Genomic DNA, 26,598 nt, shown 5'->3' with positions numbered 1-26,598 from the left:
TCATCGATCAATCGCGATTTTTTGCGCGCAAGAATAAGGTAAAATTGCCAGATGTCCTATCAAGTCCTCGCCCGAAAATATCGCCCAAAAAGTTTTGAAACCTTGGTTGGTCAAGAACATGTGGTGCGTGCTTTAAGTCACGCGCTCGAACAGCAACGTTTACATCACGCTTATTTGTTTACTGGCACACGCGGTGTTGGTAAAACAACTTTATCCCGCATTTTGGCAAAATCCTTTAACTGTGAAAAAGGTATTACGTCGCAGCCTTGTGGCGTTTGCGATGCATGCACTTCGATTGATGCAGGACGTTTTGTTGATTACATAGAAATGGATGCGGCATCAAATCGTGGTGTCGATGAGATGGCATCTTTGCTTGAACAAGCAATCTACGCACCTTCCAATGCACGCTTCAAAGTCTATATGATAGACGAGGTGCATATGCTGACCAACCATGCTTTCAACTCGATGTTGAAGACCTTGGAAGAGCCGCCTGAGCATGTGAAGTTTATTTTGGCGACCACCGATCCACAAAAAATTCCTGTTACGGTTTTATCTCGTTGCCTGCAATTTAATCTGAAGCAAATGCCGCCTGGACACATCGTTGGGCATTTGGAAAATATTTTGGGGCAAGAACAGATTGAATTTGAGGTACCTGCTTTACGTTTGTTAGCGCAAGGTGCACATGGATCTATGCGAGATGCCTTATCTCTTACCGATCAGGCAATTGCGTATGCAGCTGGAAAAGTTAGTTTAGATGCTGTGCAAAGTATGCTCGGTGCCTTAGATCAATCGTATTTAATTCGTTTGTTAGATGCCTTGGTTGCAGAAGATGGTGCGGCTTTATTGGCTGTGTCGGACGAAATGTCGGCGCGTAGCTTGTCGTATAAAGCGGCTTTGCAAGATTTGGGCAGTATGTTGCATCAAATCGCCATTGCGCAAATGGTGCCTGCTGCTCTGGCTGATGACCTGCCCGAGCGGACTGAATTATTGCGCCTGGCTCAGAGCCTGAGTAAAGAAGAAGTTCAGCTGTTTTATCAAATTGCAGTACATGGCCGAAATGAAATTGGCTTAGCGCCTGATGAGTATGCAGGATTTAGTATGACTTTACTGCGCATGTTGGCATTTCGACCTGCGTCGGCGGCAGCTGTGACTAGCGGTGGTGCAGGTGGTGTGGGTTCAAATCGTCCGGTAGCAATACAAGCAACAGCGGCGGCGCGTCCAAGCCCATCTTTACCAAGTCAAACTCCTGTACGTGCTTCAATTGCGTCGCCGACAAGTTCGACTAGTTCTCCAATATCAGTACAAACGACGACGCCAATAGCTACAGCTGAACCTGTGTTAGCTCCTGCGGCGTCAACTATCACAGTAGCATCGCCTGAGACTCACAGTGTTACACCCGCCGCCAAGCCCATGAGTCCAGCGATGGCAGCGCTTGCAGCAGCGCGGGCAGGTGGTGGTAAGAAACAAGTGAATCAACAATCTCCTGTGCTGCAATCAGTGGTAGCGGAACCTGTGTTGCCAATGAAGAGTGAATCTGTCATTACGCCAGCTTCAGTCGTACAGCATAGTTCTGCAAGCAGTTTGCCAAACTATGTGGACGATAATCCGATGCCGCCGCCTTGGGATGACCTTGAATTTGAAGCGCAAGCAACACAAGTAACTCCGCCAACAGGTCGTCGTAAAGATATTCAAGAAGCTGATTATTGGACTGAGGAAGCTTCTGCTGAATTGCCACTTGAGTCGATCGCACAGGCAAATGTGATTTCTTTGGTTGCAGAAGCTCCAGCACTCCATGAGACAACTCAGGTTCCGGTGATTCCAGAAATAGCATCGCAGGTGGCAGCGATAGAGGAAACAGAAGATATTCTTGTCGCGCCTGCTGCACTAGTTAGTAAGCCTCTGCAATTAATGCCGATAGCCGAAATTAGCTGGGATGGACATTGGCCCAAGCTTGCAGCTTCCTTGCCATTGCGCGGCGTGGCGCAGCAATTGGCACAGCAAAGTGAATTGAAGCATTGCGGCATCAATGGGAATGCAATTCTGTTTAAATTATGTGTGCCATTGCAGACATTATTGTCGGCTGGAAGTGGTGAAAAACTGACTGCCGCTTTAAACGAACGTTTTGCTGATGCTGGGCGTGAGATCCGAATTGATTTTGAGATTGGTGCTGTTGAGCAGACTGCCAATGCGCAAGCGGTTGCTGAACGTGCCGAACGTCAAGTTCAAGCAGAGCAAGCGATACAATCGGATAATTTTGTGCAGACCTTAATGCGTGAATTTGGTGCCAGTATTTTGACTGGCAGTGTACGTCCAATTTAGTGGAGGTTTTGCTGCTCTTCCATCGATGTATGGTGATGCCAAAACGTCCTTTACTTATTTTACTTAGGAGAATTTATTATGATGAAAAATCAACTTGCAGGTTTAATGAAACAAGCGCAAGCGATGCAAGACAATATGAAAAAAGCGCAAGATCAATTGGCCTTGGTTGAAGTTGAGGGGCAGTCTGGTGCAGGTTTGGTACGTGTGGTCATGACCTGTAAGAACGACGTTAAGCGCGTAACCATCGATCCATCTTTGTTGGCTGACGATAAAGATATGTTGGAAGACTTGGTGGCTGCTGCTTTTAATGATGCGGTACGTAAAGCAGAAGCAACCAGCCAAGAGAAAATGGCTGGCTTGACAGCTGGAATGCCTTTGCCGCCGGGCTTTAAGATGCCGTTTTAAGTTGCCGCTTTTCTAGTTCGTTTTTTGTTCTAATTTATTTCGGAGCGCATCAAATTTTGATGCGCTTCTTTCATTGAGGTCGCCGCGTGAAATCATTAAGTAGTTTGGAACAGCTAGCAGAGGCTTTACGACGTTTACCTGGCGTTGGCCCTAAATCTGCCTTGCGCATGACTTACCACTTACTGCAGCATGATAGAGAAGGTGCTGAGCAGATTGGAAAGGCTATGCTCAATGCATTAAATATGGTGCATAACTGCGGCTCGTGCAACACCTTTACTGAAAATGAGATATGCGACACCTGTGCCGATGTGCAGCGTGATTCATCAATGCTTTGTGTGGTTGAATCACCCAGCGATCAATTAATGATAGAGCAGACGATGACGTTTAAGGGTTTGTATTTTGTCTTGATGGGGCGTTTATCGCCGCTTGATGGTGTTGGTCCGCAAGATATTCATTTAGAAAAATTAATTCAACGTGCGACCAATGGTCAGGTGAAGGAAGTTGTGCTGGCAACTAATTTCAATAATGAAGGTGAGGCGACTGCACACTACATTAGCGAAACCTTAAAAGCACGCGGTCTGCATGTGAGCCGCTTGGCGCGCGGAGTGCCTGTGGGTGGTGAGTTGGAATATGTGGATCCGGGGACTATTGCTCGTGCGATGTTGGATCGACGGGTGACTTAATGGTAAATGCAGATTTAAGCAAAACTAAAGGACCTTTGGCAGGTGTTAAGGTTCTTGAATTAGGCACGCTAATCGCGGGACCTTTTTGCTCGCGAATGCTTGCTGAATTTGGTGCGGAAGTGATTAAAATCGAAGCGCCTGATGGTGGTGATCCCTTGCGTCATTGGCGCGTATTAAAAGACGGCACTTCGTTGTGGTGGAGTGTGCAGGCGAGGAACAAGAAAAGCGTCACTTTAAATATGAAAACCACCCAAGCGCAAACTATCGCGCGTGCCTTAGCGTTGGACGCCGACATTATCATTGAAAATTATCGTCCTGGTGTGTTGGAGAAGTGGCAGTTGGGCTACGATGATTTAAAAGCGATTAATCCCGCAACGATCATGGTGCGCTTATCGGGATACGGACAAACTGGACCGCTACGTGATTTGCCAGGTTTTGGTGCAATTGGTGAATCGATGGGCGGATTGCGCTATGTATCTGGACACCCAGATCGTCCGCCGGTACGGGTTGGTATTTCTATTGGTGATTCGGTTGCAGCATTGCATGGTGTGATCGGCGCCATGATGGCCCTGCGTCATCGTGATGTGACTGGTGGGCGCTGGAACGGTAAGGCTGGTGCAGAGTCGCTTGCAGGGCAAGGACAGATGGTCGATGTTGCCTTGTATGAGTCGGTTTTCAATTTGATGGAATCCTTAGTTCCCGAATTTGATTTTGCTGGTGTTGTGCGCGAGCGCACTGGCGGCGCTTTACCAGGGATTGTTCCTTCCAATACCTACACGACTGCGGAGGGTGACAATATTGTGATCGCCGGTAATGGTGATGCAATCTTTCATCGCTTGATGTTAGCAATCAATCGCACTGATCTCGCACATGATGCAGCTCTGCAGCGCAATGATGGGCGTGTGCCGCGTACTGCGGAAATTGATGCTGCGATTCAAAGCTGGTGTGAAACCCAAACGATAGAAAGTGCTTTAAGCTGTTTGCGTCAGGCAGATGTGCCTGTCGGTAAAATTTATTCCGTGCGTGACATGATGAATGATGCGCAATTTCAAGCACGTGAGATGTTTGAACAACATCAGTTCGCTGATGGTACATCAGTTAAATTACCAGCGATTAGTCCAAAGTTGTCTGAAACACCGGGAAGAACATTGTGGCTGGGACCAGATCTGGGGGCGCATACGGAAGAAGTATTGTTTGCACTGGGTTATACCCTTGAGCAAATTCAAGCATTTAAAGAGCAGCAAATTATTTGAAATTGGCTGCTCTTTTTGTGGTTTTCTTTTAGCCCAGAGTTTTTACATATTCGCGTATCCCTGCCAACAGCATTTCGACAGCCATTGCAGTCAAAATTAAGCCCATTAAGCGTTCTACAGCAGTCATTGTACGTTCCCCTAAAGCGCGCTGCATACGTTCAGCGCCGAGTAAAACCACTAGCCAAACCAACGCAACGGCAACTAATGCGCCAACATGAACAACCACGTCAGATTGGCTGTTGGACGAAAATAGTAAAACTGTCGCCAGCGAAGATGGTCCAGCTAAAGCGGGAATCGCTAATGGCACAATAAATGGCTCACTATCGCCCTCGGTTGCGCCAAATACGCCACCTTCTTGAGGAAATACCATGCGTAAAGCAATCAGGAAAAGAATGACGCCGCCGCCGATGCGTAACGCGACTTCAGATAGTTGTAGTGCTTGTAAAAAATGTTTGCCGAAAAACATAAACAATAGAAGTAAGAAGAAAGCGATCGCGCATTCCCGCACTACCACGCGCCAGCGACGTTCTGGGGTCACTGTGGAAAGTGCGCTAACGAAGATCGGAATATTCCCGAATGGGTCGGTGACTAAAATCAAAAGGATGAATGCCTGGAAAAAGTCTTGGGTCATGTTGTTGTGCTCAGTATGGAAAATTTATTCTATTGAGATTGCCAAAGTAACTCAGTAAATAATCGATCAAATATAATCGATCAACTATCTAAGTTGCTCAGCGTTAAAGACTTACAGGCCTGATTTTGCTGCTGATCTTTGCTTCGGTCAATCAAGTTCTGCCATTCTCGTGTGCTAAAAAATTAAATCACGGTATGATGTTGTAAAAAATGAAGTCGCTTTTGGATGTTGTGTGTCATATAAATTGAATTGTTCATGATGGAAAAAAATAATCGACCAGATACTCCTTGTGTCGCAGTATGTTCAACTACTTTTGATGATGTTTGTCGTGGCTGTGGTAGAACAGTTGCGGAAGTCGCTGATTGGGTTTTTATGACCCAAGAGCAAAAAGATATCGTATGGGATCGCATTTTGGCCCAGGGCTTTCCGCGCCGGAATTAATCTATATCTGATTGTTTAGTAGCAGCTTAAATGGAAGGTGTATTTAAATTGCCATACTAAAATGCTGATCGGTGTGCGAGTGGTGGAATAATTTTTTTCTTATGCGATGAAATAGAATTTTCCGGTTTGTTTCATGATACGATTTACATCGTAAGTTTTTATTATCTTTTTCTTGTTGAGGTGATTTGCCATGAAAAAATGCATTAAGTGGTATTAGGGGTATCTCTCGATCAAGGTGATGGTAAGCAAAGAATGGCTAAGCGAATAATTGATAAGTAATTTAACGTATTGAGAATGTAATGAAGAATTTGAGCACATTAAAGCTAAGAAAACAGAAAAGTCGTACAGGTGCATTTGCAAAAGGTTTTACGTTGATTGAGATTATGATTGTCTTGGTCATTATGGGAATTTTGGCAGGTCTGGTGGTGCCCAAATTAATGGGCAGAACTGACGATGCACGAGTGCTACAGGCGAAACAAGATATTTCAACGATGCTCGGTGCATTGAAGATGTATAAATTGGATAATCTCCGTTATCCGACAACTGAACAAGGACTGCAAGCCCTGATCACTAAGCCATCTTCTGGCCCTGCAGCAAACGGATATAAGGCAGATGGTTATATTTCTAAATTGGCGAAAGATCCTTGGGGAAATCCCTATCAATATATGTCGCCAGGTTTGAAATCAGATGTGGAAATTTTCTCGTATGGACAAGACGGCAAACCAGGCGGTGCTGGTTATGACGCCGATATTGGTTCGTGGGATCTGTAAGCGTCTATTTTGTGGACGCGCAAATAAAAAAGCCGAAACAATTATTTAACTCAGGTTTTACACTGCTTGAGTTATTGGTTGTTTTAGTCATTATGGGCATTATGCTTGGTGCTGTGTCATTGAACGCAGTTCAAAGTGTTCATCAACGATTGCAAACCGATGCGCAACGAGTCTCTTTGTTGCTGCAGTTAGCTAGGGAAGAAGCAATTGTACGCAATCGGCAAACCGCTTTTGAAGTCCTTGAACAGGGATATCAGTTCTTGGTGTTAAACGACAATAAGTGGGAAAAAATTACTGATCTTGACACTCTACGCGGGCGTCCATTCACCTTCCCAGAAACGCAAGTAAGTATCCTTTCAGCTGATCCAGTTCGATCTGAAACGCTCCGTATCGTTTTTGGTCGTGAACCTGTAAGTCGCCCATTTACGATGATTCTCCGTGTTGGAAATGATCAGGTCGCTATCAATGCAGATGGTGTTGGCCATTTTGTTGTGGAGTGATGCAAATGGCGCTGAATACAGGAACGGACGTGAAATATCATCACAAACAAAATTGCCATCGCTTCGGTGGTTTTACTTTATTGGAAGTCTTGGTTGCCTTAGTGATTGTCGGCACCGTGCTAGGTGCGAGTCTACGTGCGGTCGCTAGCTTGGCACAAAATAGCAGTGGTTTGCGCGCCACCATGATGGCGAATTGGTCTGCGGAAAATCGCCTTGCGCAGATACGTCTTGGTAAAGAGTGGCCACAAATTGGTGAGAGATCTTTTCCTTGCCCACAAGGTGCGCTGGATTTGCTTTGTGAAGAGCATGTTTTGACCACGCCGAACCCCTCATTTCGGCGAGTAGAAGTGCTGGTGTTTGATGCCAGTAATTTACAGCGTAGGCTTGCAAAATTGACTCAGGTGGTTCCCAATGCGCCATAGTCAACGTGTTCATTTTGCTGGTTTTACTTTAATTGAGTTATTGGTCGCTATCGCTATTTTGGCAATTATCGCCGTTATGGGATGGAGTGGTTTGGATAGTATTATCCGCGCTCGTCAAACGCTCAATAGTGAATTGGAACAAAGTCGTGGCGCGCAAATTAGTTTTGCACAACTTGAAAATGATTGCGCACATCTTGTCAGCGATGCTCTGTTACCTAAGCGAGAAAATCTACGTGCATTTGATACGCAGTTGATTTTAATTCGGACGGTCTATGAAGATAATCGCGCTCCGCAGTTGCAAGTTGTTGCCTATAAAATGCTAGATGGCGTATTCACTCGCCGTGAATCAATCGCCACTCGAGATCTGAAATTATTGGATTCTTTTTGGCAAAGTGCAATTAATGGTAACGATAATATGCCTGTGGTGAAATTGCAGACAGGCGTCACGGTCTTTCAAATGCGCACTTGGAATAATGACGAGAACACTTGGCGAGTAGCTGGTACCGACATATCTCATGACGGACTCAATCCAGCACCCGGCAAGCCCGGAAAGTCAGTGCCGCGCAAAACCGGCCTTGAAGTGACCATGCAACTACTTGGTCAACAAAATCCATTGTTGAAAATATTCCTATTGGGTGCAGCATGACCCACCGAAAGCAAGACGGTGTCGCCGTGGTAACCGCCTTATTACTTACGACATTGGCGATTACTATTGTCGCTAGTTTGTTTTGGCAGCAGCAAGTGCAAGTACGCTCGATAGAAAATCAACGTTTTCAGTTGCAGAAAAAATGGGTCTTGCGTGGTGCTTTGGATTGGGCTGGTCTTATTTTGCGAGAAGACCGACGCATCAGTAAAGTCGATCATTTAGGCGAGCCTTGGGCGGTCAATTTGGGCGATACGCGACTTGATCAATATGTCGAGAACGGTAGGGCTGAAACAGAAGACAGTGATGCCACACTGTCTGGGCAAATCAGCGATGCGCAGGCGAAGTTTAATTTGTCAAATTTGGCCTTGAATGGTCAAGTTGATCGTCGCGAGCTGGCTGTCTTCGCTAAACTCCTCAGTAATTTACGCTTAGATCCGGCATTGGCACAAAGTGTTGCTACCCAAATTGCGTTGACTAGTGAAAGAGTGTTGGAGGGGCCAACTAAACCCGGAGAGTCAGGCGGGCCGGGTGATGTGAAAAATCCACCAGATCCTAAAGAAAATCCGGGTAGCCCACCGATAAGTCTGAATTCCGAAGTACAATTCTTGAAATTTAGTCAAATTGATGATTTGTTGTCAATTCCTGGTTTTTCCCTTGCAAGCATTGCGCGTTTAAGAAATTTCGTGACCGTGTTGCCAAGATCGACAAAAATCAACGTGAATACGACCACCGCTGAAGTTTTGTCAGCACGTCTGGAAAATGTCAGTATGACCGATGCCGCATTGATGATAGCGACAAGAGATCGTGCTTATTTTCTTGATTTTGAAAGATTTAAATTAAATTTTCCCGATAAAGTGCTTGAAACCGACGTGAATTTTTTAGATTTTCAAACCAATTTTTTTGTCGTGAATGGTAGGGTGCGCTTGAATCGATCTTTGTTGGAAGTCGATGCATTACTTGAGCGAGATGATAAAGGGACGCAAATCTTGTGGGTGCGAGAAAATTGAAATAAGAAATAAAACAAAAATAAGACAGCTCAATTTCGTAAAAGGTTTAATAGAACATGGCAAGTACGCTTTATTTACAATTACCACCTAAAGTAGTCGCGGACAGGCTCGGTGCATTGGATCAGCAAGTGGTCGCATATTGCCAAGCATCAGCAGATAAAAATATTTTGCAACAAGGACGTGATTCTTTGTCTGCGATACAGAAAAATGTATCTGGCGTTGATGATTTGGTGTTGTTGGTTTCGGCTAGTGATGTAAATTTCATTGAGGTCGCAGTTCCACCGATGCCTTTTGCGAAACTGAAGGCGGCACTTCCTAACTTATTAGAAGAACAGTTATTAAGCGATCCAACAGACTTATTATTTGTTCCTTCTCAACCTGTGAATGGAAAGTGCACTGTTGCGGTAGTCGCTAAATCTTGGATGGAACAATTGCTTCTCGTCGGAGCGGCTTTTGCGGCAAGAAAAGTCTCTGCTTATGCGGTGTCTGATTGTCTCGGACATGCAGCTGATTTCAGTACTGTCCTAGTGGAAATGGTCGTGGCAGATAATCTCACTTGCGAAATATCTGTTAAGGGAGATTCGCAAATCAGACTCGGATTAAGTATCGACTCGCAAGGAAAAGAATTGTCGGAGCGAGATTTTGCGAACCAGATTTACGCAGCCGTCAATATTTTGGTGCCGCAGCAAAATTTGCAGTGTTATGTTCCTATTGAATTAGAGTCGTCTTTGCAGCAATTGATTTCAATCGATGACGCAAATGACGGTGTAACACAACGCCAAATTCAATTCCATCGTCCTGATTGGAAAAATAAGATCGCTAAGGTTTCGAATCAAACCATCGATTTGTTTTCGACTTTACATGTAGAAGGCAAACACAGCGTTGATTGGCTTAAATGGCGTTGGACTATCATATTGTTGGTCACGATGTTGTTGATCAGCTTGCTTGCTTTAAATTGGCAATGGATGAGTCTTCGTCGTGAGGCGAATACAATTCGAGATTCTATACAAGCCATCTATCAAACCACTTTCCCCAAAGAGCCCGTTTCACGTGACCCAGTGTTTCAGATGCAGCAGAAAATTAATCTGGCAAAAAAAATGTCAGGCCAATCTGGTAATGATGACTTTCTTGTATTAAGTGCGCAATTTGCCGCAGCATGGGGGCAGTTAGTACCAGCACAGGCGAGTGCAACGGTTAGTAGTATTGAGTATCGTGAACGTAGTTTGTTTATCACTCCAAAGAATCCTGCTGAATTTCCAGCGGATCAGCTAACGACACTTTTGAAAGAACGTGGATTAAAGCTGGATGTCAAAGACGGTGTGCTCAAGCTGACAGTAGATATGGGTGGTGTACGATGAAACTTCGCGAGACTATCAATCAGTTACAAACTAACTGGAGCAAGCGGGAAATACGTGAACGTCAGATATTAATTGGCGTAGCTTGCTTGATCTTGGCCAGTTTAGTGTATTTAGTCGGAATTCAACCAGCCCAAAGTAATATTCGAAATTTGGAAAACTCCACGCCTGCGTTGAAAATGCAAGCGGCGACGATGATGAATATGGCTTCGCAATACGATGCTTTGTCAAAGACAATGGCTGAAAATGTTCCAGTTGTGACGCGTGAAGTCATCGAGTCGACATTGATGCGGCGTAATATAAAAACGCAGTCATTGACGGTTTCAAATGATATCGTCCGTTTTCAGGTGAATGCAGTTGCGTATGCTAATTTGATGGAGTGGATTTTAGAGATGCAAAAAGCAGCTCGATTAACGGTAGACGAAGCGAAAGTGACAGCGCTGGCTGATCCAGGGCAAGTCGGCGTGGTGATTACTTTGCGTCAGCAAAGGGCTAGTAATTAGTATGCAAAGAAAAACAGTATTTGGTTTGGCGGTAGTGGGTATAGTCAGTGTACTGGGAACGGTGTTGGTTTTTTTGCCTGCAAGTTGGGTAGGTGTCGCGTTAGAGAGACAAACACTTGGACGCATCAGCTTAGGAGATATTCAAGGAAGTTTTTGGCGTGGATCTGCATTTGTCGGTGCTGCGGTAGATCATAAATCGGCAGTCACACCCTTATTTCCTGGTCGGTTTTCATGGCGAATTTCACCAGCGATTTTGCTTGGGCAGGTTGCGGTGGAATTGGAAAATAAGCAGGTCATGTCGGCACCCTTGCAAATTAATGGAAATTTTCAACAGTGGCATATTAGTCCAGCGAGTATTAGTTTGCCGCCAGAGCGATTAGAAGGATTAGGTGCGCCATTAAATACGATTGGACCAAGTGGAAAAATCGTCTTGCATTGGAGGCAATTGGCGTTGAGCCTGGTACAAGGACAGATGCTGATTAACGGCATTATGAAGTTAGACTTAAACGAGATGGCATCACGGGCATCTTCGATTAAACCATTGGGAAGTTACTCACTGACATTAGATTGGCGAGGTGATGTCGCCAATATGGTCCTGAATACCAGTAAAGGACCAATGATGTTAGAGGGTAATGGAGTGCTAGAGCAGGGGCGATTCCGGTTTTCAGGAAAAGCCTATGCTGAGCAAGGACAAGAAGAAAAAATGGCAAATTTACTGAATTTGCTGGGGAGACGTCGTCAAGAGGGCGACAAACAAATCATCGCATTAGAATATAACTGAGACAACAGGCATGAAGAACACAATTAAAACGTCAACAGAAGCACACGCGAAAATGTATCCGAAGAAATTGCTTAGTGTATGGGTTCACGCGGCATTTTTTGGTGGCTTAGGTTTACTGAGTTTAGGTTTACCTATGGCTGCATCTGCACAAGAAAGTAATCAAACTGCGGCCAGCTTGAATTTTGTCAATGCCGATATTGAGTCGGTGATTAAGGCGGTTGGTCATTACACCGGAACCACATTTGTGATTGACCCACGAGTTAAAGGGCAATTGACTTTGGTCGCCGAGAAGCCACTTAGCAAAGAACAAGCGTTTAAATTGTTGACTTCAAATTTACGGATGCAAGGGTTTGCCGTTGTGACGTCTGATGGATTTTCAAAAGTTGTTCCAGAAGCCGATGCAAAGCTACAGGGCGGCCCCACGCAAGCGAAAAGCGTCAAAGGTGATCAAATCATTACCCAAGTGTTTCGTATTAATTACGAAGCGGCTAATAATATTGTGACGGCCTTACGACCTTTGATTTCACCGAATAATGTGATCAACGTGAATCCTGGTAACAATTCTATTGTGATTACCGATTACGCTGACAATATGCGTCGTATGTCGGAGGTGATTGCTTTATTGGATGTGCCATTAAATCCAGAATTAGAAATTATTCCAATTAAACATTCGATCGCGACCGATGTCGCGACGATGGTGACGCGATTAATCGAGAACAATCAAGTAAATGCAGAATCCGGAAGGACGATCGTGTTGGCTGACTCTAGGACGAATTCTGTTTTGATTAAATCACCATCCGTGGCACGTAGTAATTTGGTGAAATCGATGGTCGCGGCTTTGGATCAACCAACCACGCAGCCTGGCAATGTGCATGTTGTTTATTTGAAGAATGCCGAAGCGGTGAAACTGGCCGAAACTTTGCGCGCTATTTTGAGCGGAGAATCTTCTTCACAATCTGGTCTTGGCAATACAAATAGTAATTCTGGTTTCGCTCAATCTGCACCAAGTAGTGCAGGTGCGGCTACCGGACAAGGTAATAATTCCGCATTTAGTTCCTCAGGTTCTAATTTAAGTTTGCCGATCAGCTCTAGTAGTAAGCTTCAAGGGCAGGCAGGTGGTAGTGGCGGTTTTATTCAAGCCGATCCGGCAACCAACACTTTAATTATTACGGCAAGTGATGCGGTTTACAAAAATCTGCGCGGAGTAATTGATCAACTTGATGCACGACGCGCGCAAGTTTATATTGAAACTTTGATTGTTGAAGTGTCGGCAGATCGTTTAAATGAGTTAGGCGTGGAATGGGCTGGCGCGACTGGCGATAGTACGAGTAATTATCGTTTAGGTGCGGTGACCTCGTATCCAAATCAGAATGCTTTGATTAATCTGGCTGCTGGCAATGCGACTACCCAAGCTGCGGCCTTAGTTGGTAAGGGTTTGAATGTTGGACTATTTCGTCAGATCGGTGGTCAGTTAGGCATCGGTGCTTTGGCGCACGCTTTAGCAACAGATGGAACTTCGAATGTGTTGTCCGTCCCAAATCTCGTGACCCTTGATAACGAAGAAGCGACCATTATGGACGGCCAGAATGTGGGTATCGTCACTGGACAGTACACAACTGCGACTACTGGAACTGCCGGTTCTAATCCGTTTCAAACTATTGAGCGAAAAGATATCGGTATCAAATTGAAAGTGAAGCCGCAGATTTCTGAAGGTGGCACTGTTAAGTTAGCGATAGCCCAGGAAGTTTCCAATATTGGAGCCCCTGTAGCTGGAGGCGTTGGGATTACTACGACTGTTCGTTCTATCGCAACCAATGTATTGGCAGAAGATGGACAAATCATTGCGCTCGGTGGGTTAATTCGAGATGACACGCGTGGCGGTGTAGAAAAAGTACCGTTCTTGGGTGATCTTCCTCTCATTGGAAATTTATTTAAATACAGTAGTCAGAAGCGTTCGAAAGTGAATTTGATGGTGTTTTTGCGCCCAACAGTGATTCGTACTGCTGAAGACAGTAAAGGTGTTTCCTTGGATCGTTATGATTACTTGCGTACTCAGTATTTACGGAGCATGCAAAATGAATCGGATGCGCCAATTTTGAAAATTGAAAATGGCCGCTTAATGACTCCTGTCGAACCCACGGCGACCGAAAAAGCGAAGTTAAATAACAAAGAAGGCAAGTAAATCGTATGTCTGAAAATCGATTATTGCCATTCGCCTTCGCGCGTGATTTTTCTATTCTTGCCAATCGACGCGATGACCTGGAAGGCGCTCCAGTCGAGTTGAAAGTATCGGGCGAGACTAAGCAAGCTGCCATTTTGGAGGCTGGTCGGCGCTTTGGACGAGTTCATTTAGATATTCTTCCCCATGCGGAATTGCTGTTGGAAATTGCCCGCGCTTACGCAGGATCTGGTGGTGACGCTGCAGACGTCGTTGGTGAGGTTGAATCTGATATGGATTTGGCTAAGCTGATGCAAGATATGCCTGCGATTGAGGACTTGTTAGAGTCCGCAGATGATGCGCCAGTGATTCGTATGATTAATGCCTTACTGACGCAGGCTTTGCGTGAGGGCGCATCGGATATTCATATTGAGCCATTTGAACAGATTTCGGTAGTGCGTTTCCGTGTCGACGGTGCCTTACGTGATGTGATTCGGCCAAAGAAAGCAATCCATGCGTCTTTAGTTTCCCGTATTAAGATCATGGCACAGTTAGATATTGCTGAAAAACGCCTGCCGCAGGATGGTCGCATTACTTTACGTATTGGCGGCAAGCCAGTCGATGTGCGGGTCTCAACTTTGCCAACCGGACATGGTGAGCGCGCGGTATTGCGACTATTAGATAAAGAAGCTGGTAAGTTAGATTTAACGCATCTCGGCATGAGTCCTGATGTGCTTACACAATTCGATCAATTGATCGCACAACCGCACGGCATTGTTCTGGTTACGGGTCCAACTGGATCAGGAAAAACGACGACACTGTATGCCGCATTGTCACGGGTAAATGCAGGCACAACCAACATATTGACGGTTGAAGATCCGATTGAATATGAGTTGGCGGGCATAGGTCAGACCCAAGTTAATGCAAAGATCGATATGAGCTTTGCTAAGGCATTGCGTGCAATTTTGCGTCAAGATCCAGATGTCATCATGATTGGCGAAATTCGTGATTTAGAGACCGCGCAAATTGCAGTGCAAGCATCGTTGACGGGGCACTTGGTGTTGGCAACTTTGCATACTAATGATGCTGCTGCTGCGGTGACGCGACTATTAGATATGGGGATAGAACCATTTCTGCTTTCCTCATCGTTATTGGGAGTCGTCGCGCAACGCTTAGTGCGTAAGCTATGTACGCATTGCAAAGTTCAGGATGGCGATGTTTGGAAGTCAGTCGGTTGTGAGCATTGTGGTCATACGGGGTATCAGGGGCGTGTTGGTGTTTACGAACTCTTGTTAACTACCGAGGCAATCTCTGCACAGATTCATCATCAAGCATCCGAAGCAGAAATTCGTATTGCCGCTCAGGGTGATGGAATGAAGACGATGCGTGAAGATGGTCAGCGTTGGCTTGATGCTGGTGTCACAACAAGAGAAGAGTTGTTACGCGTGACGAAAGAATAATTCAAGAAAGAGTTTCACTGTGCCAGCATTTCGATATGAAGCAGTAGATCCCCAAGGGAATAGTAAAAAAGGTGTGCTGACTGCCGATAGTGCTCGTGCAGCGCGGTCGGACTTGCGCGCGCAACAATTAGTTCCGGTGATGGTTGAGTTAATCGTCAATCAAAGCGGTGATGCGAAACGTGGAAAATCGATGTTTGGCGAACATTTGTCGACGGTTGAGTTGGCCTTGTTTACCCGTCAATTATCTAGTTTGCTCGATGCCGGATTACCTTTGGAGCAGGCATTTTCGGCCTTGTTGGAACAAGCGGAGCGGGTTTATATTCGTGACTTAGTAGCATCGATTCGTTCTGAAATTTTAGCTGGCTCTGCTTTGTCGGATGCCTTAAAACAGCATCAACATGACTTCACTGATATTTACTGCGCCTTGGTCGCATCGGGCGAGCAGATTGGTCAATTAGCCAGAGTTTTGTCTCGCTTGGCAGACTATATTGAACGTCGAAATGCGCTTACGCAAAAAGTAAAACTTGCGTTCACCTATCCAGCGATTGTGACTGTGGTTGCATTTGCGATCGTGATTTTTTTATTGACTTATGTGGTGCCGCAAATTGTTTCGGTGTTTGCGAACACCAAGCAAAAATTACCCTTGCTAACGGTTGTCATGTTGGCGATTTCGGATTTTGTGCGTGCATACGGTTGGCTGCTTGCGATTGTGATTACAGCTGTGGTGTTTGCGTGCCGCTACGCTTTGAAAAATCCAGAAGTGAAAATGCGTTGGCATACTTGGTTATTGGATGCCCCGATGTATGGAAAATTTGAACGTAGTTTGAATACCGCGCGTTTTTCTAGTACTTTATCGATTACGACAGGTTCAGGTGTTCCCATTCTGAAAGCTTTGCAAACGAGTAGGGAGACTTTGTCGAATGTTGCGATGCGTGCCCAGGTAGAAGACGCTACGAATAGTGTGCGTGAAGGCGTTAGTTTGGCACGAGCATTATCTGCCCATAAGCATTTTCCACCGATGCTGATTCATATGATTCGTGCTGGTGAAGTGACTGGTGAACTGCCTGCGATGCTCGAACGTGCTTCTTCAGCGCAGGAACAAGATCTGGAACGACGTGCGTTGACCATCGCGGGATTACTTGAGCCCCTCTTGATTTTGGCAATGGGTGTCGTGGTCTTGCTAATCGTGCTGGCCGTCTTAATGCCGATTATCGAAATTAACCAATTGGTTCGTTAATCCTGACTAGATTTGCAGATCAACATTTGAATGTAAAAGTAGAGCGAGAATTTCCATGAAGCGTCTTCCATTGCTAATTAATGTCGTGTTGTTTGCCATGCTTTGTATGGTGCTGACCTATTGGGGGATGAAAATATTTAAACCCACGATTCGCCCCATACAGGCGCCGGTTACCGTTGATAACTACGAGCCAAGTGTTGGGCAATGGGGGGATTTGTTCGGACAATCTGCAGTCGCGCAAACCGCACCTAGCAGTTATCAGTTAAAAGGGGTGATCGTCTCAGCTCGCAATCGTGACAGTGTCGCCATTATTGTGATTGAAGGACAACCTAGTTTTACGATAGGAATCGGCAAAGAATTCACGCCCGGTGTGACTTTGCGTGAAGTCCACGCCGATCACGTCATCGTGAGCGAGGCTGGAGTTTCACGACGGATTGATTTGCCTGCGCCAGTTCCACACACTGGCATTATTTCATCTCCCTTAGCTCATCCGCCGGAACGAGTACCAGGTTTAGTGCCACCTCAGGCGACTAGCGGCATTAAATAATTCTTAGCGCAATATGGATTTTTCCGATTACTTTCAACAAGATATTGCACTTGCCCATCCTTCTTGGCATGTTGTTTTAAAGCAGGGCTTAGATGCGATTGAGCAGCAGTATCCCGGGTATTTATCTCAATTAGCCAAGACACATTTTTTACCCACGCAACATCGGCTGTTTGCGGCATTTTCAATGCCAATTTCAGAAATTCGTTATGTCTTGATCGGTGAAGGACCTTACCCTCGCGAAGCGAGTGCAACAGGTTATTGTTTTATGGATGGTGCTGTTGCAGAGATTTGGTCGCAAGAAGCAAGTGCTGGGCTGAGTAAGTCGGTGAATCGTGCTACATCCTTGCGTAACTTCATAAAAATGCTATTGGTCGCTGATGGATATTTAACTTTGGATGATACCAGTAGCCGTGCGCTTACATCTTTCGTGCAACAGATGCGTCAAGAATCCGATAAGTACGTGCAAACGATGATGCAGCTACAAGACAATTTCTTGAAACATGGTTTTTTGATGCTCAATGCTTCTTTGGTTTTTCGTAGCGAGGTGTCGCCTGCTGAGGATGCGAAAGTTTGGCGAATTTTTCTGCAGTTTGTGTTTGAAGCTTTGGCACAACAAGCGTCTGTACCTAGTCTCATTTTGTGGGGCAAGATTGCCGACCGATTGGAAAGTATCGATGTACTTTCTCAGTTTGAAAAAATTAAATCTGAGCACCCGTACAATTTAAGTTTTATCGGTAATTTGTCCATGCATAAATTATTTGCGCCAATGAAGTTATTGTCTAGATCAATGTAAATTGGGCGTGAAGATTTTCATTTTCATATGACGTTATTGAAAGTGTCGCGCCTGCCGAATAAATAATCACGTAATTGAATCCAAAGATTTTGCATATTTGCCTCAAATCAACAAAAATCCTATTGGGTTTGCAAGTCAGAAGAAGTGCACTGCTGTAAAATGGATTTAATTTCTCTGCGCAAACCTTCGTATTTGCTTGGTTTGGATAAGAGACTCCTTAAAAAGACCGACCCACAGTGCAGTGCAAATTTGAGTGCGGGATGTTAGCGGAATATGTTAAAGAAAATTAAGAGCGCGCAAATTCGAGAAGGCATGTATGTTCAGGAACTGTGTGTTTCTTGGATGAGTTCTCCGTTTTGGCAGAAGTCATTTCTGATCGAAAATCAAGCGGCAATAGATAAAATAATTAACGCAGATATTCGCGAAATCTGGATTGATACGGATAAAGGTTGTGATGTTCTGCAGCCCTTGCCACAGTCAGATAGAACACCAGTGGCGGAAGTGATCCGAGAAGAGGCTGTGGTAGAGGTCACGCCAATTGAAAAAACAAAGTCATTCTCCGAAGTCAAATCCGTCTCGATGGACGCTGAGGTCGGACGTGCCGCAAAGATTGTCGGTAAATCGAAAGGTGCTGTCTTTTCGATGTTTAGCGAAGCCCGTATGGGTAAGGCGATCGAAGCAGAGCAGGCCATGCCTTTGGTGGAGGAGATTGCAAACTCCGTCATGCGAAACCCTGGTGCACTGATTGGCTTGGCTCGATTGAAGACGGCTGATGACTATACCTATATGCACTCAGTTGCTGTTTGTGCATTGATGATTGCTTTGTCGCGTCAACTTGGTTTGAGCGATGATGAAACGCGTGAAGCTGGCTTAGCTGGCTTATTGCATGATATCGGTAAGATGGCAGTTCCCCCGGCAATTTTAAACAAACCAGGTCGGCTTACTGATGACGAATTTGTCTCGGTGAAAGAACATCCAAGTGCTGGACACGCGATGTTACTGGAAGCCAAAGGTGTTGGTGAGATTGCACTCGACGTTTGCTTACATCATCATGAGAAAATTGATGGATCAGGTTATCCAAAAGGATTAAAAGGCGATCAGATTAGTTTGTATGCCAAAATGGGTGCCGTCTGTGATGTTTATGATGCGATTACCTCGAATCGTCCGTACAAAGAAGGTTGGTGTCCAGCTGAATCTTTGAAGAAAATGTCAGAATGGAGTCGCGGACATTTCGATGAAGTGGTATTCCAAGCATTTGTACGAAGCATTGGTATTTATCCAGTCGGAACTCTGGTAAAGCTACAGTCTGGGCGTCTCGGTGTGGTCGTCGAGCAGCAGATTGGTAAGTCGTTATTGTTACCTAAGGTCAGAGTTTTTTTCTCTTCCAAATCGATGACTTATATTTCCCCATCTTTACTCGATCTGGCAGCTGCAGGTATTCAAGATAAAATTGTATCCCGAGAAGATGCGATTACTTGGGGTCTAAAAGATATTGATCGTTATTGGCTTGGCGAGAGTGTTGGGCAAGCTTAGTGCGTCGTTATCACGCAAATGTTATCAAGCAAAATCAGACGCACTGATTCTGAATTACGATGAATGATTATATTGTCGTTGTAGTGCATAGCAGTAAATCCCTCATTTTTCGCATGCGTTCATTCTGCGCATTTGACAGCTTATTTGGCCGATAAAAGCGAGTTATTTTTGTCCATGCTTGATTCCGCTTTGTTACAAAACCAACGCTCTGAAATAAATCATCATGGCAATGATTTTCCTCAAGTGCATCAGGTAAAATGCACTTATGAAAATTTTGATTAGTAATGATGACGGCTACTTAGCACCCGGAATTCTTGCTCTGGCGAGTGCTCTACGACCCTACGCAGAGATTACCGTGGTTGCTCCTGATAGTAATCGTTCTGGTGCCTCTAATGCGCTGACTTTAGACCGGCCACTGTCCGTATCCCGCGCTGAAAATGGATTTTACTTTGTTAATGGTACCCCGTCAGATTGTGTTCACATCGCCTTAACTGCCTTGATGAAGGAGCCGCCTGACTTAGTTGTATCTGGTATTAATCAGGGGCAAAACATGGGCGATGATACTTTGTATTCGGGTACCGTTGCTGCAGCGACTGAAGCTTATTTGTTCGGAATTCCAGCAATTGCTTTTTCTCAGGTGGATAAAGGCTGGGGGAAGTTAGCGGATGCAGCGAAAGTGGCAGCTGACATGGTGCTGCGAGGCTTTCCCAGTTTAGCGCGACCCTTTTTGCTCAATGTGAATATTCCCAATCTGGATTATGATGAAATTCAAGGTATGCGAGCGACGCGTCTAGGTAAACGACACGCATCTGAGCCAGTAATTCAGGCACATGATCCAAGTGGTCGGGTTATTTACTGGATCGGCCCCGTAGGTGCAGTCAAAGATACTAGTGAGGGTACAGATTTTGATGCTACTTCTAAAGGATTTGTTGCTGTCACGCCCTTACAAATTGATCTGACCAATCCTCAACAAATGCATGCGCTGTCGGTGGATTTGGTATGAGTGGGAATGAAAAGCGCTTTCCTTTAAGTTTGGCCTCTGTCGTTTCACAGCGAGGAAATGTCCGTAAATCACCCACAGCGATGCCGCAAACTGCGGTACAAAACGCTGCATTTCACATTAAAAATTCTCACTCTTCCACGATCAAACCAAGTACCCAGGTGCCGCTTGCAAAGAAAGCTAGTGCCTTGGCTGTTACACCGCAGACAGCCGGTGTAGGTATGGTGTCGGATAAGATTCGACAAGCAATGGTTGCGCGCGTGGCACAACAGGGCGTAAAAGATAGCCTAGTACTTGCGGCCTTAGAGGCAATCCCTCGTCATTTGTTTGTTGAATCTGGCTTGGCGAGTCAGGCATACATTGATGCTTCTTTGCCGATTGGTCATCACCAAACGATTTCCCAGCCCTATATCGTTGCGCGTATGACGGAAATTTTACGTAACGGTAAAAATCTACATCGTATTCTTGAAATTGGTACTGGCTGTGGGTATCAAGCTGCAGTACTCTCATTGGTGGCGAAAGAGGTCTATTCCATAGAGCGAATTAAGGCATTGCATGAATTGGCAAAAAATAATTTGCGACCAATGCGTATAGCGAATATTCGACTGCACTATGGCGATGGGATGTTAGGTTTGCCACAAGTTGCACCGTTTGACGGTATCATACTCGCTGCTGCTGGTTTGGAGGTGCCGCATGCCTTACTTGAACAATTGGCGATTGGTGGGCGGCTTATTGCTCCTGTCGGTGGGCGTCAGCAAGTGTTGCAGCTGGTTGAGCGTACTTCTCAACATGCATGGAACAGTACAATTTTAGAGCAATGTCATTTCGTACCTTTACATCAAGGCGTGATTTAGTTTAGATTTTTAGTTTAGATTTTCAGCCTATCGTATTTAGCTAACTTATATAAGAAATTAAGAAATATTTATGAAGCAAAGTTGCATCCTTAAAAATAGCTTGGCCTTGTTATTTGTTTTGCTGATTGGTGCATGCAGTTCCGTGCCAAATCAAGCGCCTGTTATTGAGCGCAGTAAAGAAGTACCAGCCGAACCTACCGTTGCAAGTACAGGTACGGCAGCGAAACCAGCAGACGTGCGTCGCCCAAGTTACATTGTTAAGCGAGGTGATTCACTGTCGAAAATTGCAATTGCACAAGGGGTGAATATTAATGACCTGATCGCCTGGAATAATCTAGCGAATCCAAGTGATATCAAGGTTGATCAAGTTTTATGGGTCGCTGCAGAAAATGGTGATGTGAAAGTGACGCCGATTTCTGTTAATTCTGGAATTGAAGTGCGTAACCTCAATCCAATTAATCCAGCAACACACAAGAGTTCACCAAAAGCTGATAAACGGATCTATTCAGATGCGAACCTGCAAGAATTGCAAAAAGCGGATGGCGCGACACCGAGTGTGGCTAACAGTAAAACTGAAACGCCTGTAGTTGCTGCGAAACCAGCTGAACCAGTGCCAGAAATGAATTGGGTTTGGCCTACCGCTGGTAAAGTATTGGCGACATTTGATGATCCAAAAAATAAAGGTATTGATATTGGTGGTAAGTTAGGACAAGAGATTGTTGCTGTTGCTCCAGGTAAGGTGATTTATGAAGTCGGTGCGGTGAGGGGTTATGGCAACATGTTAGTCATTACCCACGCGAACAATTATTTGTCAGTTTATGCGCACAATAAAACCAATCTTGTAAAAAAAGGACAAACTGTGAGTAAAGGTCAAAAAATTGCGGAGATGGGTAATTCAGATAGCGAGACTGTGAAACTACACTTTGAAATTCGTCAAGCTGGAAAACCAATTGACCCTTTAAAGTTATTGCCGAATCGCTGATGTAAAGTTGATTGTGATTGCGGCGATTTAGGGCGTGTTGCCATAATATTTTTAGATATTTCATTAAATAATTCATTGAATTTGAACATGCATAAATCTTCTCCGCAAAAAACGTCGCAAACAGTTTCTGATCATGAAGACAGAGTATTAGATATGGAACGCAGCACTGACGATGTAGATGATCTGAATAATAGTGGATCGGAAGCTGACGAGGCAGAAGAAAGCAAATTTGAAGAAGTACCAGTCGTTGCGATAGCGCCCATTGATGAAATAAAAAATATTTTGGCTGCAGAGTTGTCTACTGATACAACCCAGCATTATTTGAATCAAATCGGTACTCGACCTCTATTTTGTGCTGCCGAAGAATTACACTTCGCGACTTTGGCGAAGCAAGGTAATTTTGAGGCGCGTCAGAAAATGATTGAACACAATTTGCGTTTGGTGGTATCGATTGCAAAACATTACATTAATCGTGGCGTTGCTTTACTTGATATGATAGAAGAGGGTAACTTGGGATTGATGCATGCCATCGATAAATTCGAACCCGAGCGCGGTTTCCGATTCTCAACTTATGCAACGTGGTGGATACGACAGAGTATTGAGCGCGCAATCATGAATCAAGCGCGCACGATACGTCTTCCGGTTCATGTGGTACGCGAACTGAATCAAATTTTGCGCGCCAAGTATCACCTTGAAGCGCAGCATAGAGATGGCAAAGATGCGAGCGCTGAAGATATTGCCCATTTAGTTAGCCGACCACTTGACGAGGTACAAGACATACTTGCGCTCTCTGAACATGCGATGTCGCTCGATACCCCTTTGGACGGCGATCCTCAAAGCAGCCTTTTAGATATGTTGCCAGGTGATAATGAGCATGGGCCTGATACCTTAGCGGAACATCACGAGGTGACTGTTCTAGTTCGTGATTGGCTCTCTAAATTACCTGATAAACAAAGAATTGTGATCATGCGTCGATTCGGTCTCGACAATGATGATCCTGTCACTTTGGAAACGCTGGCTGACGAGATGGGGATTACCCGTGAGCGGGTTCGTCAAATTCAACAGGAAGCCTTAATCAAACTGAAGCGCAGCTTCGCTTCTCGCGGCGTTGGTCGGGACGCCTTGCTCTAAAACATATTGCTTGATAGCAGATAGTTAATTATGGAGTGCTTGGCATTTTAAGATAGACCCTTGGCTTTGAATTGTCGATTAAACGGTATAATCTTGGCTCTTTGAATCCACTATTCCCATTGGCTTGAACGCCATCTCTCTTGTTTATCATGAATACAATTAATATCCGTTCCCTCGATATGGACGCGCGTGGCGTTGGTCATCTCACTAATGAAGATGGTAGTCAGGGAAAAGTCGTTTTTGTCGAAGGTGCCTTGCCCGGTGAAGTGGTGGGCTTCAATAGCTATCGAAAAAAACCGAGTTGGGAAGCGGCAACCCTAGGGCCAATTATTAAGGAATCGTCACAGCGAGTAAATCCGAAATGTCCGCATTATGGCGTTTGCGGAGGTTGTTCAATGCAGCATCTCGATCCTAGTGCGCAAGTGGCGATGAAGCAGCGAGTACTGGAAGATAATTTGTCGCACATAGGAAAAGTAAAACCAGTGATGGTAATGCGACCAGTCTATGGCCCGACATGGGGATATCGTTATCGTGCACGTTTGTCGGTACGGAATGTGCATAAAAAAGGCATAGTGTTAGTTGGTTTTCATGAGAAAAAATCACGCTATGTCGCGAATATGGAAACCTGTGAAATCCTGCCTCCGCACATTTCAAAAATGTTGATGCCACTACGTGATTTGATTAGTTCATTGACCTTAATTGAAGCACTGCCGCAGATTGAATTAGCGATAGGCGAGGGTGTCACCGCGATGGTGCTGCGAATCATGCAACCCTTGGGAGCTGGTGATGCAGAAAAATTGAAAGCTTTCGCTGATCAACATCAAGTGCAATGGTGGTTGCAAACCGCTGGGCCTGATAGCGCAGAACCTTACTATCCCGAGCATTCGGATTTGCATTATCTGTTACCAGAGTTCGGCGTCAAGATGCCGTTTAAGCCAACTGACTTTACGCAAGTAAATCATCATATCAATCGGGTCTTGGTAGCACGTGCTTTGGGTTTACTTGAGGTGCAAAAAGATGAACGTATCTTGGATCTGTTTTGTGGACTTGGAAATTTCACGTTACCAATCGCGACGCAGGCACGTGAAGTTGTTGGGATCGAAGGTAGCACGGCTTTGACTGAGCGCGCATTAAGCAATGCTCAGTCAAATGGATTAGGCGATAAAACCTCGTTTGCAACACGTAACTTATTCGAGGTGAAAGCAGAGGATTTTGTTGCGCTGGGTAAGTTTGACCGCTTCTTGATTGACCCACCGCGTGATGGTGCGATGGCTGTATGCCAGGCCTTGATCGATTTGGGGAAAATTGCGCCAGAGTTACGCCCTAAAAGGATAGTCTACGTTTCGTGTAGCCCTTCGACATTAGCACGAGATGCTGGAATGTTAGTGAACGAGGCTGGTTATCAAATGACGAAGGCGGGCGTTGTTAACATGTTTCCACATACCTCGCACGTTGAATCCATGGCGGTATTTGATCTTTTATAACAGTCATCCGCGTTGATACGTGTTTTGCGATAGCAGACTGTAGTTTCGAAAAAGCCGACATGATGTCGGCTTTTTTTATGTTCCTGAGAAATTTTGTATTGCTCTCTTGAAAGTTTGATTGATAACGCGGATACTAGGACGTACTTAATATCGATAAAAGAGAAGAGGAAAAATAAAGATGAGTTATGAAGTGATGGATGCACAAATTACACCTGATGGTCATTTAGAGGTTTTGTCAAAAGCGGAAGTTGCCAGATTATGGGATACCAGTCATGGCGGTCTGTATCAATTATTTAGAAGCTGCGCTCTGGCGGTACTCAATTGCGGCAGTGGTTTGGACGACGGCAAAGAGTTGTTGGAGCGCTATAAGAGTTTCGATATCAGCATTGTTCAGCGTGAACGTGGAATAAAACTTGAAGTAAAAGCTGCGCCAGCAAGTGCGTTTGTTGATGGTGTCATGATTAAGGGTATACAGGAACATTTGTTCGCTGTGTTAAGAGACATTTTATTTATTGATGGTGAAATTTTAAAGAACGCCCACATCAATCTCGAAACAACTGAGGGCGTGACTGATGCAGTTTTCCATATTTTACGGAACGCGAATTTATTGCAGCCACAAATCAGCCCTAATTTGGTGGTGTGCTGGGGCGGGCACTCAATTTCAGGGCACGAATATGATTACACAAAATTAGTTGGTTATCACTTCGGTTTGCGCGGAATGGATATCTGTACTGGTTGTGGACCAGGTGCGATGAAAGGTCCGATGAAAGGTGCGGCAGTTGGACACGCCAAACAGCGTATCGATAATGGCCGTTATTTGGGAGTTTCTGAACCAGGAATTATTGCAGCTGAAGCGCCAAATCCTATCGTCAATGATCTTGTGATCTTGCCAGATATTGAAAAGCGTTTAGAAGCATTTGTTCGTATGGGACATGCGATTGTTGTGTTTCCTGGTGGGGCTGGTACGGCGGAAGAAATTCTCTACTTACTTGGAATATTGCTACATCCAGACAATGCAAAATTACCGTTTCCTTTGATCTTTACTGGTCCGGCATCTGCTGCAGAGTACTTTAAGCAAATCGATCAGTTTATTGTGAACACCTTAGGTGCAGAAGCACAAAGCAAATATCAAATAATTATTGATGATCCGGTCGAAGTGGCGCGTCAGGTGCAAGCGGGAATTAAGACTGTGCGTGCATATCGCAAACAACATGGAGATGCGTATTATTTCAATTGGTTGTTGAAAATTGATCGTGAGTTTCAACATCCGTTCGCACCGACGCATGAAAATATGCGCGGCTTGGCATTACACAAAAATCAGCCTGCACATTTGTTGGCAGCACATTTGCGTCGTGCATTTTCAGGGGTTGTTGCTGGCAATGTGAAAGACCAAGGCATACGAGCAATTGAGCAATTTGGTCATTTCGAGATCTGTGGTGATCCAGATATTATGCATGCAATGGATATTTTGCTAGATTCGTTTGTTAAGCAGAGTCGAATGAAATTACCTGGCAAAGCCTACATTCCTTGCTATAAAGTTATTAGGTAAGCTAGTGAAGCCCACTTATTCTGTGGCTTTTTTTGAAGTAATTGTTAACGGTTGAAACATTTTTGTCACATCAACAAAAAAAACAAATATTTCAACTGGGAAATTCGTGTTTCTCGGAAAAAAAGTAGCATAATAAGAACACGGTTTAACTTAA

26 protein-coding genes are annotated in these 26,598 nt (G+C 44.9%); 25 read left to right on the top strand and 1 reads right to left on the bottom strand.

The features are described from left to right. The first annotated feature begins 51 nt into the window (after nt 1-51). The 4 genes from H8K33_RS04285 to H8K33_RS04270 all read left to right on the top strand — a co-directional run bounded on the left by H8K33_RS04285 (nt 52) and on the right by H8K33_RS04270 (nt 4,660). Entirely contained in the window at nt 52-2,319 is a 2,268-nt protein-coding gene (locus H8K33_RS04285; RefSeq protein ID WP_186889703.1) for a DNA polymerase III subunit gamma/tau, read from the top strand. A 78-nt stretch (nt 2,320-2,397) separates the two neighbouring features. Beyond that, the gene (locus H8K33_RS04280) at nt 2,398-2,724 is read left to right on the top strand and encodes a YbaB/EbfC family nucleoid-associated protein (protein ID WP_186889702.1); all 327 of its coding nucleotides are present in this window, start codon (nt 2,398-2,400) and stop codon (nt 2,722-2,724) included. A gap of 86 nt (nt 2,725-2,810) precedes the next feature. Continuing rightward, nucleotides 2,811-3,407 (top strand): recombination mediator RecR, encoded by a 597-nt coding sequence (gene recR / locus H8K33_RS04275; RefSeq protein WP_186889701.1) that lies wholly within the window; start codon nt 2,811-2,813, stop codon nt 3,405-3,407. Next, nucleotides 3,407-4,660, top strand: a complete 1,254-nt coding sequence (locus H8K33_RS04270) for a CaiB/BaiF CoA transferase family protein (RefSeq protein ID WP_186889700.1) — start codon at nt 3,407-3,409, stop codon at nt 4,658-4,660. Before recR ends, H8K33_RS04270 begins: the two co-directional genes overlap by 1 nt. Nucleotides 4,661-4,688: 28 nt before the next feature. On the opposite strand, the gene H8K33_RS04265 is transcribed toward H8K33_RS04270, so the two are convergent. Further along, entirely contained in the window at nt 4,689-5,291 is a 603-nt protein-coding gene (locus H8K33_RS04265) for a MarC family protein (protein ID WP_186889699.1), read from the bottom strand. Between the two features lie 255 nt (nt 5,292-5,546). On the opposite strand from H8K33_RS04265, the gene H8K33_RS04260 reads away from it, so the two are divergent. The 21 genes from H8K33_RS04260 (at nt 5,547) to ppnN (ending at nt 26,444) form a co-directional block, all read left to right on the top strand. Beyond that, nucleotides 5,547-5,732, top strand: coding sequence for a DUF1289 domain-containing protein (locus H8K33_RS04260; RefSeq protein ID WP_390319768.1), 186 nt, complete (start codon nt 5,547-5,549; stop codon nt 5,730-5,732). Between the two features lie 299 nt (nt 5,733-6,031). Further along, nucleotides 6,032-6,502: a type II secretion system major pseudopilin GspG gene (gspG, locus tag H8K33_RS04255; protein ID WP_186889698.1), complete on the top strand. Its 471-nt coding sequence runs from the start codon at nt 6,032-6,034 to the stop codon at nt 6,500-6,502. An 11-nt stretch (nt 6,503-6,513) separates the two neighbouring features. Next, on the top strand, nt 6,514-7,002 hold the full coding sequence (locus tag H8K33_RS04250; protein WP_343043780.1) for a GspH/FimT family pseudopilin: 489 nt from the start codon (nt 6,514-6,516) through the stop codon (nt 7,000-7,002). Between the two features lie 5 nt (nt 7,003-7,007). Then, complete coding sequence (gene gspI, locus H8K33_RS04245) at nt 7,008-7,424, top strand: type II secretion system minor pseudopilin GspI (protein ID WP_186889697.1); 417 nt, start codon at nt 7,008-7,010, stop codon at nt 7,422-7,424. Further along, nucleotides 7,414-8,070 carry a PulJ/GspJ family protein gene (locus H8K33_RS04240; RefSeq protein ID WP_186889696.1) on the top strand — a complete coding sequence of 219 codons (657 nt, stop codon included), beginning with the start codon at nt 7,414-7,416 and terminating at the stop codon, nt 8,068-8,070. The genes gspI and H8K33_RS04240 overlap by 11 nt, the downstream gene beginning before the upstream one ends. After that, nucleotides 8,067-9,077: a type II secretion system minor pseudopilin GspK gene (gspK, locus tag H8K33_RS04235; RefSeq protein ID WP_186889695.1), complete on the top strand. Its 1,011-nt coding sequence runs from the start codon at nt 8,067-8,069 to the stop codon at nt 9,075-9,077. Before H8K33_RS04240 ends, gspK begins: the two co-directional genes overlap by 4 nt. A gap of 56 nt (nt 9,078-9,133) precedes the next feature. Beyond that, complete coding sequence (gene gspL, locus H8K33_RS04230; protein ID WP_186889694.1) at nt 9,134-10,435, top strand: type II secretion system protein GspL; 1,302 nt, start codon at nt 9,134-9,136, stop codon at nt 10,433-10,435. Further along, nucleotides 10,432-10,935, top strand: coding sequence for a type II secretion system protein GspM (gspM, locus tag H8K33_RS04225; protein WP_186889693.1), 504 nt, complete (start codon nt 10,432-10,434; stop codon nt 10,933-10,935). The genes gspL and gspM overlap by 4 nt, the downstream gene beginning before the upstream one ends. A 1-nt stretch (nt 10,936) precedes the next feature. Then, nucleotides 10,937-11,716: a type II secretion system protein N gene (locus H8K33_RS04220; protein ID WP_186889692.1), complete on the top strand. Its 780-nt coding sequence runs from the start codon at nt 10,937-10,939 to the stop codon at nt 11,714-11,716. 10 nt (nt 11,717-11,726) lie between these two features. Continuing rightward, a complete protein-coding gene (gene gspD, locus H8K33_RS04215) occupies nt 11,727-13,898 on the top strand; it encodes a type II secretion system secretin GspD (RefSeq protein WP_186889691.1) in 2,172 nt (723 codons plus the stop codon). A 5-nt stretch (nt 13,899-13,903) separates the two neighbouring features. Further along, complete coding sequence (gene gspE, locus H8K33_RS04210; RefSeq protein WP_186889690.1) at nt 13,904-15,334, top strand: type II secretion system ATPase GspE; 1,431 nt, start codon at nt 13,904-13,906, stop codon at nt 15,332-15,334. Nucleotides 15,335-15,353: 19 nt separating this feature from the next. After that, complete coding sequence (gene gspF / locus H8K33_RS04205) at nt 15,354-16,571, top strand: type II secretion system inner membrane protein GspF (RefSeq protein ID WP_186889689.1); 1,218 nt, start codon at nt 15,354-15,356, stop codon at nt 16,569-16,571. Between the two features lie 55 nt (nt 16,572-16,626). Further along, entirely contained in the window at nt 16,627-17,118 is a 492-nt protein-coding gene (locus H8K33_RS04200) for a type II secretion system protein N (protein WP_186889688.1), read from the top strand. Between the two features lie 13 nt (nt 17,119-17,131). Next, nucleotides 17,132-17,911: a uracil-DNA glycosylase family protein gene (locus H8K33_RS04195; RefSeq protein WP_186889687.1), complete on the top strand. Its 780-nt coding sequence runs from the start codon at nt 17,132-17,134 to the stop codon at nt 17,909-17,911. 273 nt (nt 17,912-18,184) lie between these two features. Next, entirely contained in the window at nt 18,185-19,444 is a 1,260-nt protein-coding gene (locus H8K33_RS04190) for an HD-GYP domain-containing protein (RefSeq protein ID WP_186889686.1), read from the top strand. Nucleotides 19,445-19,709: 265 nt separating this feature from the next. Next, nucleotides 19,710-20,447 carry a 5'/3'-nucleotidase SurE gene (gene surE, locus H8K33_RS04185; RefSeq protein ID WP_186889685.1) on the top strand — a complete coding sequence of 246 codons (738 nt, stop codon included), beginning with the start codon at nt 19,710-19,712 and terminating at the stop codon, nt 20,445-20,447. Continuing rightward, complete coding sequence (locus H8K33_RS04180; protein ID WP_186889684.1) at nt 20,444-21,298, top strand: protein-L-isoaspartate(D-aspartate) O-methyltransferase; 855 nt, start codon at nt 20,444-20,446, stop codon at nt 21,296-21,298. The genes surE and H8K33_RS04180 overlap by 4 nt, the downstream gene beginning before the upstream one ends. 70 nt (nt 21,299-21,368) lie before the next feature. Next, nucleotides 21,369-22,280 (top strand): peptidoglycan DD-metalloendopeptidase family protein, encoded by a 912-nt coding sequence (locus H8K33_RS04175; protein ID WP_186889683.1) that lies wholly within the window; start codon nt 21,369-21,371, stop codon nt 22,278-22,280. A gap of 87 nt (nt 22,281-22,367) precedes the next feature. Then, nucleotides 22,368-23,411 (top strand): RNA polymerase sigma factor RpoS, encoded by a 1,044-nt coding sequence (rpoS, locus tag H8K33_RS04170; protein ID WP_186889682.1) that lies wholly within the window; start codon nt 22,368-22,370, stop codon nt 23,409-23,411. A 149-nt stretch (nt 23,412-23,560) separates the two neighbouring features. Then, a complete protein-coding gene (gene rlmD, locus H8K33_RS04165) occupies nt 23,561-24,895 on the top strand; it encodes a 23S rRNA (uracil(1939)-C(5))-methyltransferase RlmD (protein WP_186889681.1) in 1,335 nt (444 codons plus the stop codon). A 178-nt stretch (nt 24,896-25,073) separates the two neighbouring features. Continuing rightward, nucleotides 25,074-26,444, top strand: coding sequence for a nucleotide 5'-monophosphate nucleosidase PpnN (gene ppnN, locus H8K33_RS04160; protein WP_281387245.1), 1,371 nt, complete (start codon nt 25,074-25,076; stop codon nt 26,442-26,444). The last annotated feature ends 154 nt before the right edge of the window (nt 26,445-26,598 follow it).

The organism is Affinundibacterium amnicola, from assembly GCF_014284275.1.
GTDB classification, from domain to species: Bacteria; Pseudomonadota; Gammaproteobacteria; order Burkholderiales; family Burkholderiaceae_D; genus Undibacterium; species Undibacterium amnicola.
The sequence above is the reverse complement of the archived record's forward strand: the minus strand, read 5'-3'. Positions and strand labels throughout refer to the sequence as shown.